Raw genomic sequence first — 14,670 nt, forward strand, 5'->3', positions numbered from 1 at the left:
ATCTCTTTATACCTCAAAAGAGTACTAAATAAACGTGCCTACGAGGTATGCTGCGGTTGCTTCCCGCGATTTTTCTGCGGAGAGATGCGATCGCCCGGCATGAATAATACGACCAGGACGGCTAGTCCAGCAGGAATCAGAGCCCACATAAACGTATGGGCAATGGAGGAGGATAGAGCCGCTGTTATTTTCTCCAAAATCGGTGGCGGAATTTGCATTCTCTTCTCCGGAGACAGTATTTCCTTCATATCGCCAAACGCTTGCGCGGACTCTCCAGCACCCGTTCCGCCAAATACGCTTTTCATTTCATTCGCAACCAGGTTTCTCTGCACGATCCCAAAAATCGTGATGCCCAAAGTCATCCCGAGCGACCGCAGGAACGAGTTGGTGGATGTCGCCGCCCCTCGCTGACGCATATCGAAATGATGAACAGCCGCCATGCTCAACACGGAAAAGGAGTGTCCGACACCAAACCCGGTCAAAATGCTGTACATCGTCAGCAGCATCCGGCTGGTATCATTGGATAGCGTGCTTAAAGCAAAGATTCCGCTCACAAAACAAAAGACGGAAATCATCATAATCGTTCGGTATGACAGCCTCGTGGATAAGAATCCGCCGAGCATACTGCCCACAACCGAGCCGATCATCATCGGCATGAGTATTAGCCCCGAGTTCGTCGCTGAACCCCCAAATACGCCTTGTACATAAATAGGGATGAACACGGTGGCTACAATAAACACGCTGCCGTAGAGCAAAGCTAATACACTGCTTGTCGCGTAGAGCCTGTTCCTGAACATGCCAAATGAGATGATCGGTTCCTCCGCTCGCGTCTCTATGAACAGGAAGGCTATAAACAGTACAGCAAAACTAGCAAATAAACCTAATATTACGGTAGATCCCCACGGGTACGTTTCCCCGCCCAATTCCAGCGCAAACATCAGGCATACGACCGAACCGACGAGCGTAAATGCGCCGCCCCAATCGATGCGCTGCTTGGAACGCGACAGAGACTCGCGATAGAAACCGATAATTAACCCGAGGCAAACCAAGCCGATCGGCACATTGATCAGGAATACCCAATGCCAGCCCAGCGTATCGGTGATATAAGCACCGAGTAAGGGGCCGAATATGCTGGAGGTTCCGAATACTGCCCCTAGGAGTCCCGTCATTTTACCGCGCTTCTCCAGAGGAAAGATATCATAAATTATCGTAAAAGCAATCGGCATCAGCGCTCCGCCGCCGATACCTTGAACAGCTCTAAAAATACTCAGCTGCATAATGCTTCCGGCCATGCCGCACAGCACCGATCCAATTAAGAACGTAATGATGCCAAAGATGAAAAAACGCTTGCGTCCATACATATCGGACAGCTTGCCAAAAATCGGGGTACCGGCCATTACGGCAACCATATACGCCGAGGTTACCCAAACGAACTGCTCCATATCGCCAAGCTGCGACACAATGGTGCCCATTGCCGTTGTAACGATCGTATTATCCATGGCAGACATCAGGATGGCCAGCATCAAGCCGATTAAAATGAAAGATGTGTTGTCCTTCTGTTTTGTAATCAAATAGGTATGCCCCTTTTTAACTTATTCAAATTAGAAATATTTGCCCTGTTGTTTATTTTATTAGAAAAAGGCAGAAAGTAAAGCAAGTCCCTTTCATTCCTGTCGCAGCCTCGCATCCTACAAAAATTTGTAATACGACAAAGTACGAGCATCACTTACAAATATTGTAATAATATGATACAATTAATCCGTGATCACAGCCTCATCCGTTTCAAGCTTGACATAGATATACCATAATGAGGATGTCCCGAAAGAGGACGTCTTTTTTCTTGAAAATCCTAACCGCAATGATAGTACCCGCGAACTATCTACGTTTCACCTTTTACCCTATAATAGATAAATAAGTTTCAAAGAGAGGGAGGTTCACCATATGAACTCCAAATGGACCATACTGGAACAAAAAATGCGGGAGGTGGGTATACAAACATTAATTATTACCGATCCCAAGCACGTTTATTATTTGACAGGCTATCTGAGCAACCCGCATGAACGATTTCTGGGCGTCGTATTCTCTATGGGCAAACAGCCTTTCCTGCTCGTTCCCGAGCTGGATGAAGAGAATGCCCGAGCTGCGGCCGACATCACCGAAATTGTAACGCACAGAGATACGGATAACCCTTATGAAATATTGAAGAATAATCTTAAATCCTCGGTCGGAACCATCGGCTTCGAGAAGGAGCATATGTCGGTTGCCCGCTTCGAGACGCTGCAGGAATCCTTGTCCTTCGCCAGGTATTTAGATGTCGGGCCATGGCTTCGCCAGCTTCGGAATCGCAAATCCAAAGAAGAAATCAAGAAAATCCGGCATGCAGCCGCGCTCATCGAGCAAGTATTAAAGGACACCCTGCCTCATGTTAAAGCAGGCGTTAGGGAAAACGAACTTGTTGCCGAAATCGAATTTCTCATTCGCAAAGTAGGCGCCGACGGCCCGGCCTTCGACACTATGGTGCTGTCCGGCAAGAAAACTGCTCTCCCTCACGGAGTTCCGGGCAATCAAACGATATCGAACGGCGACCTGCTGATGTTTGATATCGGACTCTATGCGAATGGGTATGCTTCGGACATTACACGTACCTTTGCTGTCGGTCATTTGGCCGAACCGCTCCAGCAAATCTATCATACTGTCCGCGCCGCCAATGAAGCCGCGATCCGGGCCATTAAGCCAGGCGTCACCTACGCTTCGATTGACAAGGCGGCCCGAGACGTCATTACGGCTGCCGGATACGGCCCCTACTTCATTCACCGGCTCGGTCACGGTCTGGGCATCGATGTCCATGAATTCCCCTCCGTTCACGGCGAGAACGAGCTGCTCCTGGAAGAGGGCAACGTATTTACGGTCGAGCCGGGAATATACGTTCCTGGACTGGGCGGCGTCCGTATCGAGGATGACGTGGCGGTGACGGCGACAGGAGTAGATGTGCTGACAACTCTTCCAAAAGAGCTTACTTATTTATAAGTCCGTTTGCTGCAAATAACCTCCGGTGTACTGACCGGAGGTTATTTGCATGGGACGGCTAGCCGCTACCTGGCCTGCGCCGACCCATCCTCTTCCTGATGAAAATTTCGGGCGATGTACAGGAACGGGGTGCCTGCTGCGGTCAAAATAAATTTGACGATATAAGTAGTCAGCAAAATTTCCGTCCAGATCCGCAGGCTGTATTGACCCGCAAAAGCAATCGTGCAGAAGATAAGCGTGTCCACAAACGAACTGACCATCGTGCTGAAATTGTTGCGGATCCACAGCTGTCCCCGGCTCGGGTAAAACTTCCGGATCCAGGCAAACAGCCGGACATCCAGAAATTGGCTGACAAAATATGCTGTCAGACTGCCCAGTGCAAGCCGCGGCATCCAGCCAAATATGCTCTCTAAGGACGTTTGGGCCAAATCTCCGGGCTGGGGGGTAAAGACCAAAGCCATCTGCATAATGATGGTTGTCATAATCAAAGTAAAGAAACCAAACCACACCGCTTTTTTAGCTTCCCCTCGTCCATACTTCTCGTTGAGCAAATCACTGGTTAAATAAAGACTGACATACATCGTATTGCCCAGAGTCATCACAATCCCGAACATTTCAATCGTCTTTACCACTTGAATGTTGGCAATGACCGTAGCCACGCCAATCCACGCATAGAGCCCTTTTTTTCCAAACCAGCGATAGCATATCAAGAAGAACATAAAGTTCACCAGTACGAACAGAATGCCCCATCCCAGGTTGAACATACAACTTCCTCCCTACATTTCGATCATATATTAAAAATTGTAAAAATCGTGAAAACTTTATGAAATAAGGAAAAATTGCGAAAACCCTATTTCCAAATGGGAAAACTTACTATAATATAAGTCTATTGAACCACTGGTTAATAACTCGCTTAGGTTAATGGAAGGAGGCTAATGGTCTTAACGATTGACCTATAATGGAATACATGAATTAGGAGGATATTATGTCATGCCCGGAATCAAGCATTCAATCGGCCGCAAATTCATGACAACCTTTGCCGTCGTCATTGTCCTAGCTTCACTACTGTTCAGCATAAGCTTTTATGTCGTATCCATGGGGATTATCAATAAAAACGTCCTGCCCCAGTTTGACAAGGTTCTACATACGAGTACGCAGGATATTTACCGTGGCCTCGATACTACGATGTCCCTTCAACTGCTCAAAGGGGGAGAAAACGCCCGATTTGGCGTTGAATCCTACTTAACGAAAAGCGTCGAGGATTTTCAATTACATACCGTTTACCTCATTCATCTTCAGGCTGATCAAGCTATCGTCCTTGCGGCCAATTCCGAATCCGCCCTACAACCGTCCGATCCGATTGCCGTTCAGGATGCAATGAAACAGGCTATCGGTGGAAAGCTGACGATTAGTGATTTATATTCAGACCAATTTGGCTACCACAAGACCGCGTATATCCAAGTGCCGGGCAGCGAGGTTGTGCTGGCCGTCGGAATGGATGCTACCTTTATCAAGGAGAAGCAGACGGAGATATTATGGATCTGCTTCGGTATTACGGCCGCGATCATCCTGCTTGGAATCACAGCTGCTTACTTGGTCAGCAAACGAATTACGAAGCCGCTCAAAAGTCTGGCCCAGGTCACGGAGAAAATGGCGCGCGGCGATTTCCGCCAAACGATCGAGGTTCGAGGCCATGATGAACTGGCCCTGCTTGCGGCCAGCTTCAGGACGATGACAGAGCAGCTAAAAGGAATGGTCTCCCATGTCCTTCATACTTCCCAGACCGTCGTTGACACCTCAGACAATTTGCTTATTTCCGCACAAACCTTCGAACAGTTGATTTACAGCTCGAATGAAGCTACTCGGCAAGTGGAATCAGGGAGCGCTACGATGGCTTCAACGGCAGCTGAAAATGCACGAGCCATGGAGGAAATCTCTGAAGGCATACATGAAATCGCCTCTTCCTCGGCTGAAATCACCGAAAAAATCGGTGAAGCCTCGCACAAAGCGATTTCAGGGAATCGGCTTGCCCATGCAGCCGTCGACGGAATGCTCCTGGTCGAGGAGGCGGCCGTGGAATCCATGAACCATATTTCGCTGATGAACGAGCGTTCCGCCGCGATCGCTCAAATCGTCGGAACGATTACGGAGATCAGCAAACAGATAAACATCCTGGCGCTTAATGCCGCCATTGAATCAGCTCGGGCAGGCGAACATGGAAAAGGCTTCGCGGTCGTAGCCGAGGAAGTACGCAAGCTCGCCGAGCAGTCCCGCATCGCTACGGACGAAATCGGCGACTATCTCCTCGCCATTCAGGAGGAATCCGGCAACTCCGTACGCGCCATGCAGCGGGTCAGCGAAGAGATTCAATCCGGGACGGCTCGCGTCAAAAGCGCGGAAGAGGCCTTTTCCCAGCTTTCGGAATGGATTCAAAGCATCAGCTTGACCGTCCATTCCATATCCTCTTCAACCCAGCAGGTTTCTGCCAGTGCCGAAGAAGTGACCGCTTCCGTAGAGGAGGCTGCCAATATTACGGCCCAATCCCTCGTGACGATTGAGGAGATTGCCCATAATTCCGTAAGGCAGGCGGATGAAATCAAAGACCATGCCCATTCCGTGCGCAATCTGCACGAAGGCGCACTCTCCTTACGAGAATCCGTTAGTCAATTTATCATCTGATAAACTCGTATAAATTATTTACAGGCAATAGCAATGCCGTACTATCCAAAGATAGCACGGCATTGCTATTTTTCATCTATCGAAAAATAATCACGGCACCCAGCAGCACCACGGCCTCTAAACCCTCATTCAAAGCACCATACACATCTCCGGTTAAACCGCCCAGTCTCTTGCTGATTCGGTTAGCCGCCAAAGCCCCGATGACCCAAACTACGCACGGTATCAGTATAAAATACAGCAGACAGAGCGTCCATGACATGGACGACGGTTCCCACAAGGCAACGAGCGCTAACCCTAGGGCCGACAATAATAGGGCGGCTGCCGTGGAGAATACGATTCCGCTCAGCTTCTTCCCGTGGAAGCGTTCCGCGAGCCCTTCGCCCTCCCGAGCGGTCGGCCAAGCTTTTAATGCATAGGTCATAAACCATCGGCTCCACACCGGGGCCGTCAACAGCGCGGCCCCCATCTTCACGAAGCCGTATCCGATCAAGGAATGAAGGAGAGACATTTTAAACAGGAGGAGCAGGATGCAGGCGATGACTCCCATCGCTCCGACGCGGCTGTCCTTCATAATCTCCAGCATCTTCTCCCTGCTGCGATAGCTGAGCAGCGCATCCGCCGAGTCCATCCAGCCGTCCAGATGCAAGCCTCCGGTTAACCAGATCCAGACGGCAAGAATAATAACCGCGGCAGGCATGGCCGGAAGCGACCAAGCAGAGAATGCGGCAGCTATACTGAGCGCAGCGCCGATAGCGAAGCCGACCAGCGGATAATGCTTCACACTTCGCCGCAAAAGCTCCGGCGTAAAATTCACCTCGAGCGGAACGGGGAAACGCGACAAAAATTGAAACGCTGCCACGATCGGCCGATCCTTGCTCCTGTTCGTACTATGGCTGCTTTTCATAGCTTATACTCCCTGCTCTTGAGCTCGACCGGAATTCCCGCTGTAACGAGAAATACCTGATCCGCCATGGCGGCTAAACGCCGGTTCATTATACCGGCCAGATCCCGATACTGCCGGCCTAGCGGATAGGCGGGAACAATCCCACTGCCTACCTCGTTGGTCACAATCACAAGTGTTCCTTGATAGCTTGAGACTGCCTCCAGCAGTCGCTCTATTTCCAGCATCGTTTTGGCCTCTGCATCCGCTTGGTCGCCTGCATCGAGCAATACATTGGACAGCCATAGCGTGAGGCAATCGACCAGTACAGCCGGCGCTTGTCCGGTCGAGTCCTGTCCCCCAGTAGACTCATTGCCTTGCAGCTCCAGGAGCAAGTCACATAACCGAAGCGGCTCTTCGATCGTCTTCCACGAGTAGCCTGCCGTCTCTCGATCCTGGCGATGCAGAGCAATTCGCTGCTCCATTTCGGTATCGAAGGCCTGAGCCGTGGCGATATAATATGCCCTGTCGGCATGCTTCATGCACCACCGCTCGGCAAAGCTGCTCTTTCCACTCCGAGCCCCGCCCGTCACCATGACGATCACTTCGCATCCACTCCTGCAGATGGCTCACCCGAGGAGATGCCCGCACTTTCAAAAGTAGCCATTTCATTCATAATTCGGCAGGCTCCATCAATCAGATGCAAAGCAAGCGCGCCCCCAGTGCCTTCTCCCAGTCTCATCTCGAGCTCAAGCATCGGAGATAATTCAAGCTCCCGCAGCACCTGGATATGTCCCGGCTCCTGCGAGTGATGGGAAGCAACCATATAATTTACCGCTTCCGGGCATAAACGTTTGGCGACCAATGCGGCCACACTGGAAATAAATCCGTCAATTACGACGGGACATCGATGTGCTGCCGCGCCCAGTATAATCCCGGTTAAGCCAGCGATTTCAAGCCCGCCCACCTTGCTCAGTACATCCATTGGATCACCGGCATTCGGTTGATTCACCGTTATCGCCCGTTCAACGACGGAAGCTTTGTGAAGCAGCTTCTGCTCATCAATGCCCGTCCCCCGGCCAACGCATTCCCTTGGCGCTATGCCTGTCAGTACGCTCATTACCGCAGCGCTTGCCGTCGTATTGCCAATTCCCATTTCACCTGTTACAAACAGCGTTGTGCCTTTATTTACGGCTTCCTTTACAATCTCGATTCCACTCCATACGGCAGCCTCGGCCTCTGTACGGCTCATCGCTGGCCCAACAGCCATATTCGCTGTTCCCATTCTTACCTTCCGATTTACCAAATCGGGATGACTTAGCTCAGCATTCACGCCGATATCGACGCACAGCACATCAGCTGCGGCCTGGCGGGCAAACACATTAATCGCTGCCCCGCCCGCCAAGAAATTCAATACCATCTGCGGAGTCACCTCCGCCGGGAACGCGCTAATGCCTTCCTCGCAGACCCCGTGATCTGCGGCCATTACGATGATAGCGCGCTGGGCAAAGCTCGGCTTCACTTGCCCGGTAATCCCGGCAAGCTGAATCGCCAGCGCCTCCAGCTTGCCAAGGCTGCCTGGAGGCTTGGTCAATTGATCGAGATGATCCGCGGCTGCCGCAGCGGCCTCCGTATGCAGCGGTGAAATTGATCCGATAATATCCGAAATGGAATAACTCATCCTATTAGCCCCTTTCTCTAGCTCGTTCTCCTTATTGCAATATTCTAAAACCCTCCGCGTTCAGCTTCCAAGCATAAGCAAATGGCATCATATGCCTCCGATTACTAGCATCCGAGCCCTTATCATGCCTTCAAGCCTCATGTCCCCTGCTCGTTTCGCAGCAGCAGCTGGGGGACACCCCGATCCGGATGGATCACGGAATAAGAATCCACTTCAAATAGCGACTTCACTATTTCCGGGGTAATAATTTCGCTTGGCTCTCCCTGAGCAACGACTTTACCATCCTGTAAAGCAAGCAGCTTATCACAATAGAGCGCAGCCAAATTCAAATCATGCATCACTGCAATGACTGTCAAATGCTCTGCCCGCTGCCAGCTGGATACCAACTCCATAAACTGCATTTGATAGCGAATATCAAGGTATGTCGTCGGCTCATCCAGCAGCACGATTTCCGGCTGCTGCGCCATGACTTTGCCCAAGGCAACCCGCTGTCTCTGGCCTCCGCTCAACACTTGCAGCGGCTTGTGCTCCAGCCCTTGCAGATCCAGGCGGTGAACAATCTCATTGAGCAAGCCTTCCGCACCGTCTCCCGCTTCTTTTCCCCGCCAATTTTGAAAAGGGAATCGCCCCATCTCTAGCACTTGGCGCACCGGGAAAGCCATCGGCGGCAAACCGTCCTGCTGGAGGACGGCCAGCTTCTTTGACAATTCCTTACGCTGATAGGAAGCCAGCGGCTTGCCAGCCAGCGCAATTTCCCCAGCTTCCGGGCTCTCAACTCCGGACAAGACATTCAGCAGCGTTGTTTTTCCACTGCCGTTCGGCCCAATAATACCCCAAAAATCTCCCCGCTCCACTTGCCAGTCAATTCCCTGCAATACCGTTTGCCGGCCATAGGACTTGCCCACTCCTTGAACATGAATCATTGCAGCTCCTCCATTCTCCGCTTCTTATTGCGGTACAGCAAATAAGCAAAGAAGGGAGCGCCGACAAACGCCGTAACAACGCCAAGCGGTATTTCTGTAGGGGCGAGCACCGTTCGCGCCGCAAGATCGCTTAACATCATAAAGATCCCCCCGCCAAGCGCTGAGAGCGGAATAATCAATCGGTAATCCGGGCCCGTCATCAGCCGGATCATATGCGGAATAACCAAGCCCACAAAGCCGATCACCCCGGACACGGATACGGCCGCTGCCGTCATCAGCGTAGCCACAAGCAGCACCAGCACTTTCGTCCGATCGACATTCAACCCGGAGTGGGCCGCCTGACGCTCTCCGAGAGCAAGCAGGTTCAAGCTGCGTGCTTTGCTCCACAGAAACAGCATACCGATGACCAAATACGGGAAAAGGATGATCGTATACGACCATCCGCGCAAGCTGAGACTCCCCATTGTCCAGTACAAAATTTCATTGACTGTCTTTTTTGACATTGCCGTCAAAAACGAAACAATCGCCCCCAGAAAAGACTGCATCACTACGCCCGACAAAATGAGGCTTTCAATCGGAATTTTCCCGTTCTCCCTAGCCAGCCACATCACGACAAGCAGGGTACATGCCCCTGTTACAAACGCCACGAACGGCAGCGTAAATACTCCGGCTAATGAGAACTGCCAGCCGAAAAAAATAAGCGTAGCAGCGCCGACCGCCGATCCCGAAGATACGCCCAATGTAAAAGGATCTGCCAACGGATTGCGCAGTACGCCTTGAAAGGCGGCACCCGCCACCGCGAGCGAGGCGCCGACAAGCATGCCGAGCAAAACGCGGGGCAGCCGAACCTGCATGACGATCTGCATGGCCGAAACATCCCAGTCCGGCGTAATCATGCTGCCGATTCCCGGCAGCCGATGAAGCAAAATGCCGATAATCTGGCCGGTCGGCAGATAGACGGAACCGACGCCGATACAGATCAGCAAGGTTGCAGCCAGAAGTATCAAGCCCGCCGCTCCGTATCCCGCCAATTTATGCCTCATTGCTGAATCAGTTCCGGATAAATGGCTCGGGCCATTTCAAGCAATCCCTGGGTAACGCGCGGGCCGGGACGGCTTAGCAAATTATCGTCAAGGCCAATAACGCGGTCTGCCTTAACGGCTGTAATTTGATCCCAGCCGCCGCGAGCCTTGATCATATCGCCAATCGTCTGATTGTCCTCATACAGCACGTTTCCGGCAAATAAAATGACATCCGGGTTGGCCTTGATAATGTTCTCTTCGTTGATTTCATTCCAGCCTTCAAGATCCGAGGCTACGTTCTCGCCGCCGGCCAATGTAATCAATTCATCCATAAACTCGCCTTTGCCGACGGTCCAGCCTGGCGAGAACTCGATATACACTTTTTTGCGCTGATCCGGCCCCAAGGATTTAACGGCATCCAAGACGAGATCGCGTTCTTTTTCCATTTGAGCCACCACTTCTGCGGCTTCCTTTTGACGGTCGGTAATTTCGCCTACCGCTCTGATATGCGCCATCGTTTCGTCCAATGTATTCGGATTGGATTGATAGACCTTGATTCCGAGATCGGTTAAGCTTTTTACGGTCGCCGGGTCGATCAGACTGCCTACCACCAGCACCAAATCCGGCTTGGCGGCAATGACGGACTCAACGTTAACCTGAAATCCGCCCATTCTCGGCTTGTCCTTTACGGCTTCGGGGTAATCATCGGTATCGGATACGCCTACGACTTGCTCATCGAGTCCAAGCGCGAATAATCCTTCTGTCTCCGAAGGAGCCAGCGATACGATTTTTTGCGGTGCGGCTTCAAAAGTAAACTCCGCTCCCGTCGAATCCTTCACTGTCAAAGGATAAGTCGTTCTTTGCGCATCGGACGGCGAAGCCGTCTGTTCTTCTCCCTGTCCCGCTTGAGTGTTCTGCTCCTGCTGGGCAGGTGCACTTGTATTATTATTGCCTGCCGCGTCCTTGCCGCAGCCGGCCATCACAACGAGCATGATCGCTAAAATCAAAATCCCCCAGAAATGCCTAATCTTGTTCATTCATCTCTCTCTCCTTATGAGGTCGTATAGTATATTCATGGATTACCGGCAGTTGAATGGAAATACTTCACCAGAACAAGAAAAAAACCCATCCATTCAGGATCGGGCTACGTCTACAAGACTATACGCAGAGCTCAAGCATCCGCTTGTCCAGGGCATAGTTCTATCAGCAGAACGTCTTCCTTTCCTCGAAGGAACGTCTCTTATTCCCGTGGGCAGGTCTCCTGACTCCAGGTTGTCGATGCAGCTCGCCTTCCCATCCTCGAAGCCTCGCCCCAAACCATGCATGGTATAGCGGCATTGCAACGATTGACAGTGACATCTATGAGCTTCATCCCTGTTTACAGTGGCGGGACCGTGCCGGAATTGCACCGGCTTCCCTTTTAACCCGAGGCAGCAGCATATTCGGTAAACTGCCGATTCGGGACCTACGGTTTTTTTCCATTCATTCATTTATCATTCATACATCTGCGTCTGTATTGGATTATAGGGGAAAACCTCGCGACTGACAATCATTTATCCCCATTGTTCCGACTCGCACAACCAAATATGTCGAACAAAAGAACTTTTGCAGACCGTCCCATAATCACGAATGAGAAGGCCGGATCGGCTCATTTCTTCCTCAAGCTGCTCTGTGGAGACGATGACGGCCCTCTTGCTGAACCGCCCTATGCTGCTCAGCATTTGCCGGCGCTCCTCCGGAGAGAGCACGGAGCATAAATTATAGGGCATATCCACGATAGCCGCATCATAAAGTGTATCCACCTCATTCAAATCGCCGAGACTGACCCGGTTATCGTCATATCCGAAATGCCGTAAATTCACTCTTGCTCCCCTGATGGCCAGGGGATTAATATCCCTGCCTATGATATCGATCCCCATCGATAATGCCTCAATGATCACATTCCCCATTCCGCAGCAGGGATCGATCACCCGAGCGGCATGCGGTTCAGGCACCGCTATATTGACCAATGCCCTAGCGACGATCGTGCTTAATCCCGTGGAATAATTGCGCGGCTTGCTCTTATGGCATAGCCATACGGACTCTGCCTTATGGCAAATGCCAAGCGACCAATGCCCATCGAACGAAATCAGGCCATAGGTCACCTCCGGTGTGCGCATTTCCGCCTTTCCGCGAATCTGCCTTCCGACCTGCCGCTCGATGTCGCGCTGCTCATCATAGCTACGCGTATCGCCTTGCTTCATATAGACGACCTTAAAGGTTCTGTCATTCAAACGAAGACCAGCGGCTTGCGAGACTATGCTTTCCAAGCTTTCTCCTCTAAATAATATGTCCAATCGATATGAAATATACGGACTGCGGCTCGGATCAATCCGTCTTTCCGTTTCCAGATACCCAACGCTTCCCGGCCGCTGCCCAAACAAAGCCTCAAGCTCCATTTCACATAGCCGCCGCTCATTATCATGACAAGCATAGGTATAAATATATCGACCGGTGCCTTCCTCACACATTCTGATCCACGCCTCCCCTTCATCTTCAGCGGTCTTGGCACCCGCCATGAGACGCTATTTGCCGCACCGGGAGCTCGCGCGGCGCAAACACAGCCGACCACGCTTTACCGTACTGTAAACAAGGCAGCCCCTACGTATGGTGCAATTATTTGTTCTTCACCCCGCGCAGCCCCAGTGCACAGTATTGCGCTGCACGACGGCGATCGGTCACCGCATCACGCTGTACCGTCAAAGCAATATCTTGTCCCAGATTTAAAGCTTGATATCAGCACATTATGCTAAAGCTATAACGTCATTCATTTTGACCTTCCCGCTCCTTCAGCACCTCGGCAAGCAGCCGGTAACACTCCAGCCTTGCCGTGTAGTCCGGGATGGGACATACGATCAGAAACTCATCATTTCCGTATTCACGCTGCATTTCCTTAAGCTGCTCATATACGCTTCGCGGTGTCCCGGTTATGCTTTGGAATAAACTGCGTCCTGTTTGCTTTGCAGTCTCATCCAGCGTCTCCGCCCAGTGCGCTGCTTCCGTCTCCGCTGCTGCACAAACAACGCTTACGGCGAGAATTGTCCTTGGATCATTCTGCAAAGGCGAGGGGGTAAAGCCTGCCCGATAAGACTCAAGCACATCCACCCCGTCCCGTTCACTCATAAATCGTCCGAACACATAGCCCGTTCCAAATTTTGCCGCATACTGAGCGCTTTTAACGTTCGTCCCAAGCATCCATACCACCGGTTCGATTTGCGGCTCCGGACGGGCAGTCACACCATGCCCCTCATACTTATAATTGTTCTGGAGCAGCTCCATCAGCGAGGCCATTGTCTTCGGAAGCTCGGCGACCCGCCCTAAAAAATTGCCGCTCAAAGCCATAACCGCATGAGGATCTCCCCCGGGGGCGCGTCCTAAGCCCAAATCCACCCTGCCGGGGTATAAAGCAGCCAGCAACCGGAACCACTCCGCTACTTTGAGCGGACTGTAATGCGGCAGCAGCACAGCCCCGGAGCCGAGGCGGATCCGCTCTGTTTTGGCCCCGACATGAGCAAGCAGCACCTCCGGCGAGGAACAAGCCAGCCCAGGCATATCATGATGCTCAGCCGTCCAATAACGCTCATACCCCCATCGTTCCGCATGCTGCGCCAAAGCTGCCGCCTGTCTCAGCGCCTCTTCATCCGTACTTCCCGGCAAACAGGGCACCAAATCCAGCACACTAAGCGTAAGCGGCGTGAACGTTTCAGCTGTTATGACTGACAAGCCCACCACTTCCTTTTATTGATGTTAAACGATCTAAGCTTTATTCCTAGTCTATCTCCCCAGCTTGAGCTTCAATATATTTCCAGCGTCGATATGCGTATCCCAAAATCCCTTCTCGGGACGCAGCAAAGAGGAAATCAGCGAGATGACACCTCCATGGGTGATGACCAAAATTCGCTGCTTATCTCCAGCATTTGCATGAGCATGACGCTCAGCGATACTTTTCCATGCCTCACAAATTTCGCTTACCCGCTGCTGAAAATGCTCCCATGCTTCGCCCTTAGGAGGCGCAAACGATTGCGGGTCATCGATCCATGCACGGTAATGCGGATCCGCCTTCAGCATCTCGTAGGTTTGACCTTCCCACTGCCCGAAATTCATCTCCCGCAGACGCGAATCATAAATCGCATCGGTGACAAGATCCGGTCTAACCCTTGCCAGCGTCTGACGGCAGCGCAGGAGGTCACTGCAATATATAGACGAAAAAGCTATTCCTCTCAGCTCCTGCCGAAGATCGCCCAATCCTGCAGCTTCCTCGTCTAATAGAGCGATATCCGAATGCCCTTGATAACGCCGTTCATAATTCCAGCGAGTTCGTCCATGACGGACAAGCCATAGCTCCGCCGCATGATCCTCTTGCTTCTCCAATCGTGATCCCCCGCCTTCTGATCCGCACTCATATAACGTCCGGAATTC

General features: G+C 51.7%; 13 protein-coding genes and 1 riboswitch. Of the genes, 2 read left to right on the forward strand and 11 right to left on the reverse strand.

Annotated elements, in window-relative coordinates; all coding sequences use genetic code 11:
- Window positions 1-38 precede the first annotated feature (38 nt).
- Window positions 39-1,568 carry an MDR family MFS transporter gene (locus tag ACE3MQ_RS23170; protein ID WP_379397344.1) on the reverse strand — a complete coding sequence of 510 codons (1,530 nt, stop codon included), beginning with the start codon at window positions 1,566-1,568 and terminating at the stop codon, window positions 39-41.
- 373 nt (window positions 1,569-1,941) lie between these two features.
- Between ACE3MQ_RS23170 and ACE3MQ_RS23175 the strand changes: the two genes are divergently transcribed.
- A complete protein-coding gene (locus ACE3MQ_RS23175) occupies window positions 1,942-3,027 on the forward strand; it encodes a M24 family metallopeptidase (RefSeq protein ID WP_379397212.1) in 1,086 nt (361 codons plus the stop codon).
- A 65-nt stretch (window positions 3,028-3,092) separates the two neighbouring features.
- On the opposite strand, the gene ACE3MQ_RS23180 is transcribed toward ACE3MQ_RS23175, so the two are convergent.
- Window positions 3,093-3,791 (reverse strand): queuosine precursor transporter, encoded by a 699-nt coding sequence (locus ACE3MQ_RS23180; RefSeq protein ID WP_379397214.1) that lies wholly within the window; start codon window positions 3,789-3,791, stop codon window positions 3,093-3,095.
- A gap of 226 nt (window positions 3,792-4,017) precedes the next feature.
- On the opposite strand from ACE3MQ_RS23180, the gene ACE3MQ_RS23185 reads away from it, so the two are divergent.
- The gene (locus ACE3MQ_RS23185; RefSeq protein ID WP_379397216.1) at window positions 4,018-5,706 is read left to right on the forward strand and encodes a methyl-accepting chemotaxis protein; all 1,689 of its coding nucleotides are present in this window, start codon (window positions 4,018-4,020) and stop codon (window positions 5,704-5,706) included.
- 76 nt (window positions 5,707-5,782) lie between these two features.
- On the opposite strand, the gene cobS is transcribed toward ACE3MQ_RS23185, so the two are convergent.
- The 9 genes from cobS to ACE3MQ_RS23230 all read right to left on the reverse strand — a co-directional run bounded on the left by cobS (window position 5,783) and on the right by ACE3MQ_RS23230 (window position 14,622).
- On the reverse strand, window positions 5,783-6,610 hold the full coding sequence (gene cobS, locus ACE3MQ_RS23190; protein WP_379397219.1) for an adenosylcobinamide-GDP ribazoletransferase: 828 nt from the start codon (window positions 6,608-6,610) through the stop codon (window positions 5,783-5,785).
- Window positions 6,607-7,191, reverse strand: coding sequence for a bifunctional adenosylcobinamide kinase/adenosylcobinamide-phosphate guanylyltransferase (cobU, locus tag ACE3MQ_RS23195; protein ID WP_379397221.1), 585 nt, complete (start codon window positions 7,189-7,191; stop codon window positions 6,607-6,609). Before cobU ends, cobS begins: the two co-directional genes overlap by 4 nt.
- Window positions 7,188-8,267 carry a nicotinate-nucleotide--dimethylbenzimidazole phosphoribosyltransferase gene (cobT, locus tag ACE3MQ_RS23200; protein ID WP_379397223.1) on the reverse strand — a complete coding sequence of 360 codons (1,080 nt, stop codon included), beginning with the start codon at window positions 8,265-8,267 and terminating at the stop codon, window positions 7,188-7,190. Before cobT ends, cobU begins: the two co-directional genes overlap by 4 nt.
- 137 nt (window positions 8,268-8,404) lie before the next feature.
- Complete coding sequence (locus tag ACE3MQ_RS23205) at window positions 8,405-9,190, reverse strand: ABC transporter ATP-binding protein (RefSeq protein ID WP_379397225.1); 786 nt, start codon at window positions 9,188-9,190, stop codon at window positions 8,405-8,407.
- Window positions 9,187-10,233, reverse strand: coding sequence for a FecCD family ABC transporter permease (locus ACE3MQ_RS23210; RefSeq protein WP_379397227.1), 1,047 nt, complete (start codon window positions 10,231-10,233; stop codon window positions 9,187-9,189). The genes ACE3MQ_RS23205 and ACE3MQ_RS23210 overlap by 4 nt, the downstream gene beginning before the upstream one ends.
- The gene (locus ACE3MQ_RS23215; protein WP_379397229.1) at window positions 10,230-11,249 is read right to left on the reverse strand and encodes an ABC transporter substrate-binding protein; all 1,020 of its coding nucleotides are present in this window, start codon (window positions 11,247-11,249) and stop codon (window positions 10,230-10,232) included. Before ACE3MQ_RS23215 ends, ACE3MQ_RS23210 begins: the two co-directional genes overlap by 4 nt.
- A gap of 197 nt (window positions 11,250-11,446) precedes the next feature.
- Window positions 11,447-11,696: riboswitch (cobalamin riboswitch) on the reverse strand.
- Window positions 11,697-11,765: 69 nt separating this feature from the next.
- On the reverse strand, window positions 11,766-12,722 hold the full coding sequence (locus ACE3MQ_RS23220; RefSeq protein WP_379397231.1) for a TRM11 family SAM-dependent methyltransferase: 957 nt from the start codon (window positions 12,720-12,722) through the stop codon (window positions 11,766-11,768).
- Window positions 12,723-13,014: 292 nt separating this feature from the next.
- Window positions 13,015-13,980, reverse strand: a complete 966-nt coding sequence (locus ACE3MQ_RS23225; RefSeq protein WP_379397233.1) for an MsnO8 family LLM class oxidoreductase — start codon at window positions 13,978-13,980, stop codon at window positions 13,015-13,017.
- A 45-nt stretch (window positions 13,981-14,025) separates the two neighbouring features.
- Complete coding sequence (locus tag ACE3MQ_RS23230; protein ID WP_379397235.1) at window positions 14,026-14,622, reverse strand: histidine phosphatase family protein; 597 nt, start codon at window positions 14,620-14,622, stop codon at window positions 14,026-14,028.
- Window positions 14,623-14,670 lie beyond the last annotated feature (48 nt).

It is taken from the genome of Paenibacillus lentus (assembly GCF_042714055.1).
GTDB classification, from domain to species: domain Bacteria; phylum Bacillota; class Bacilli; order Paenibacillales; family Paenibacillaceae; genus Fontibacillus; species Fontibacillus lentus_A.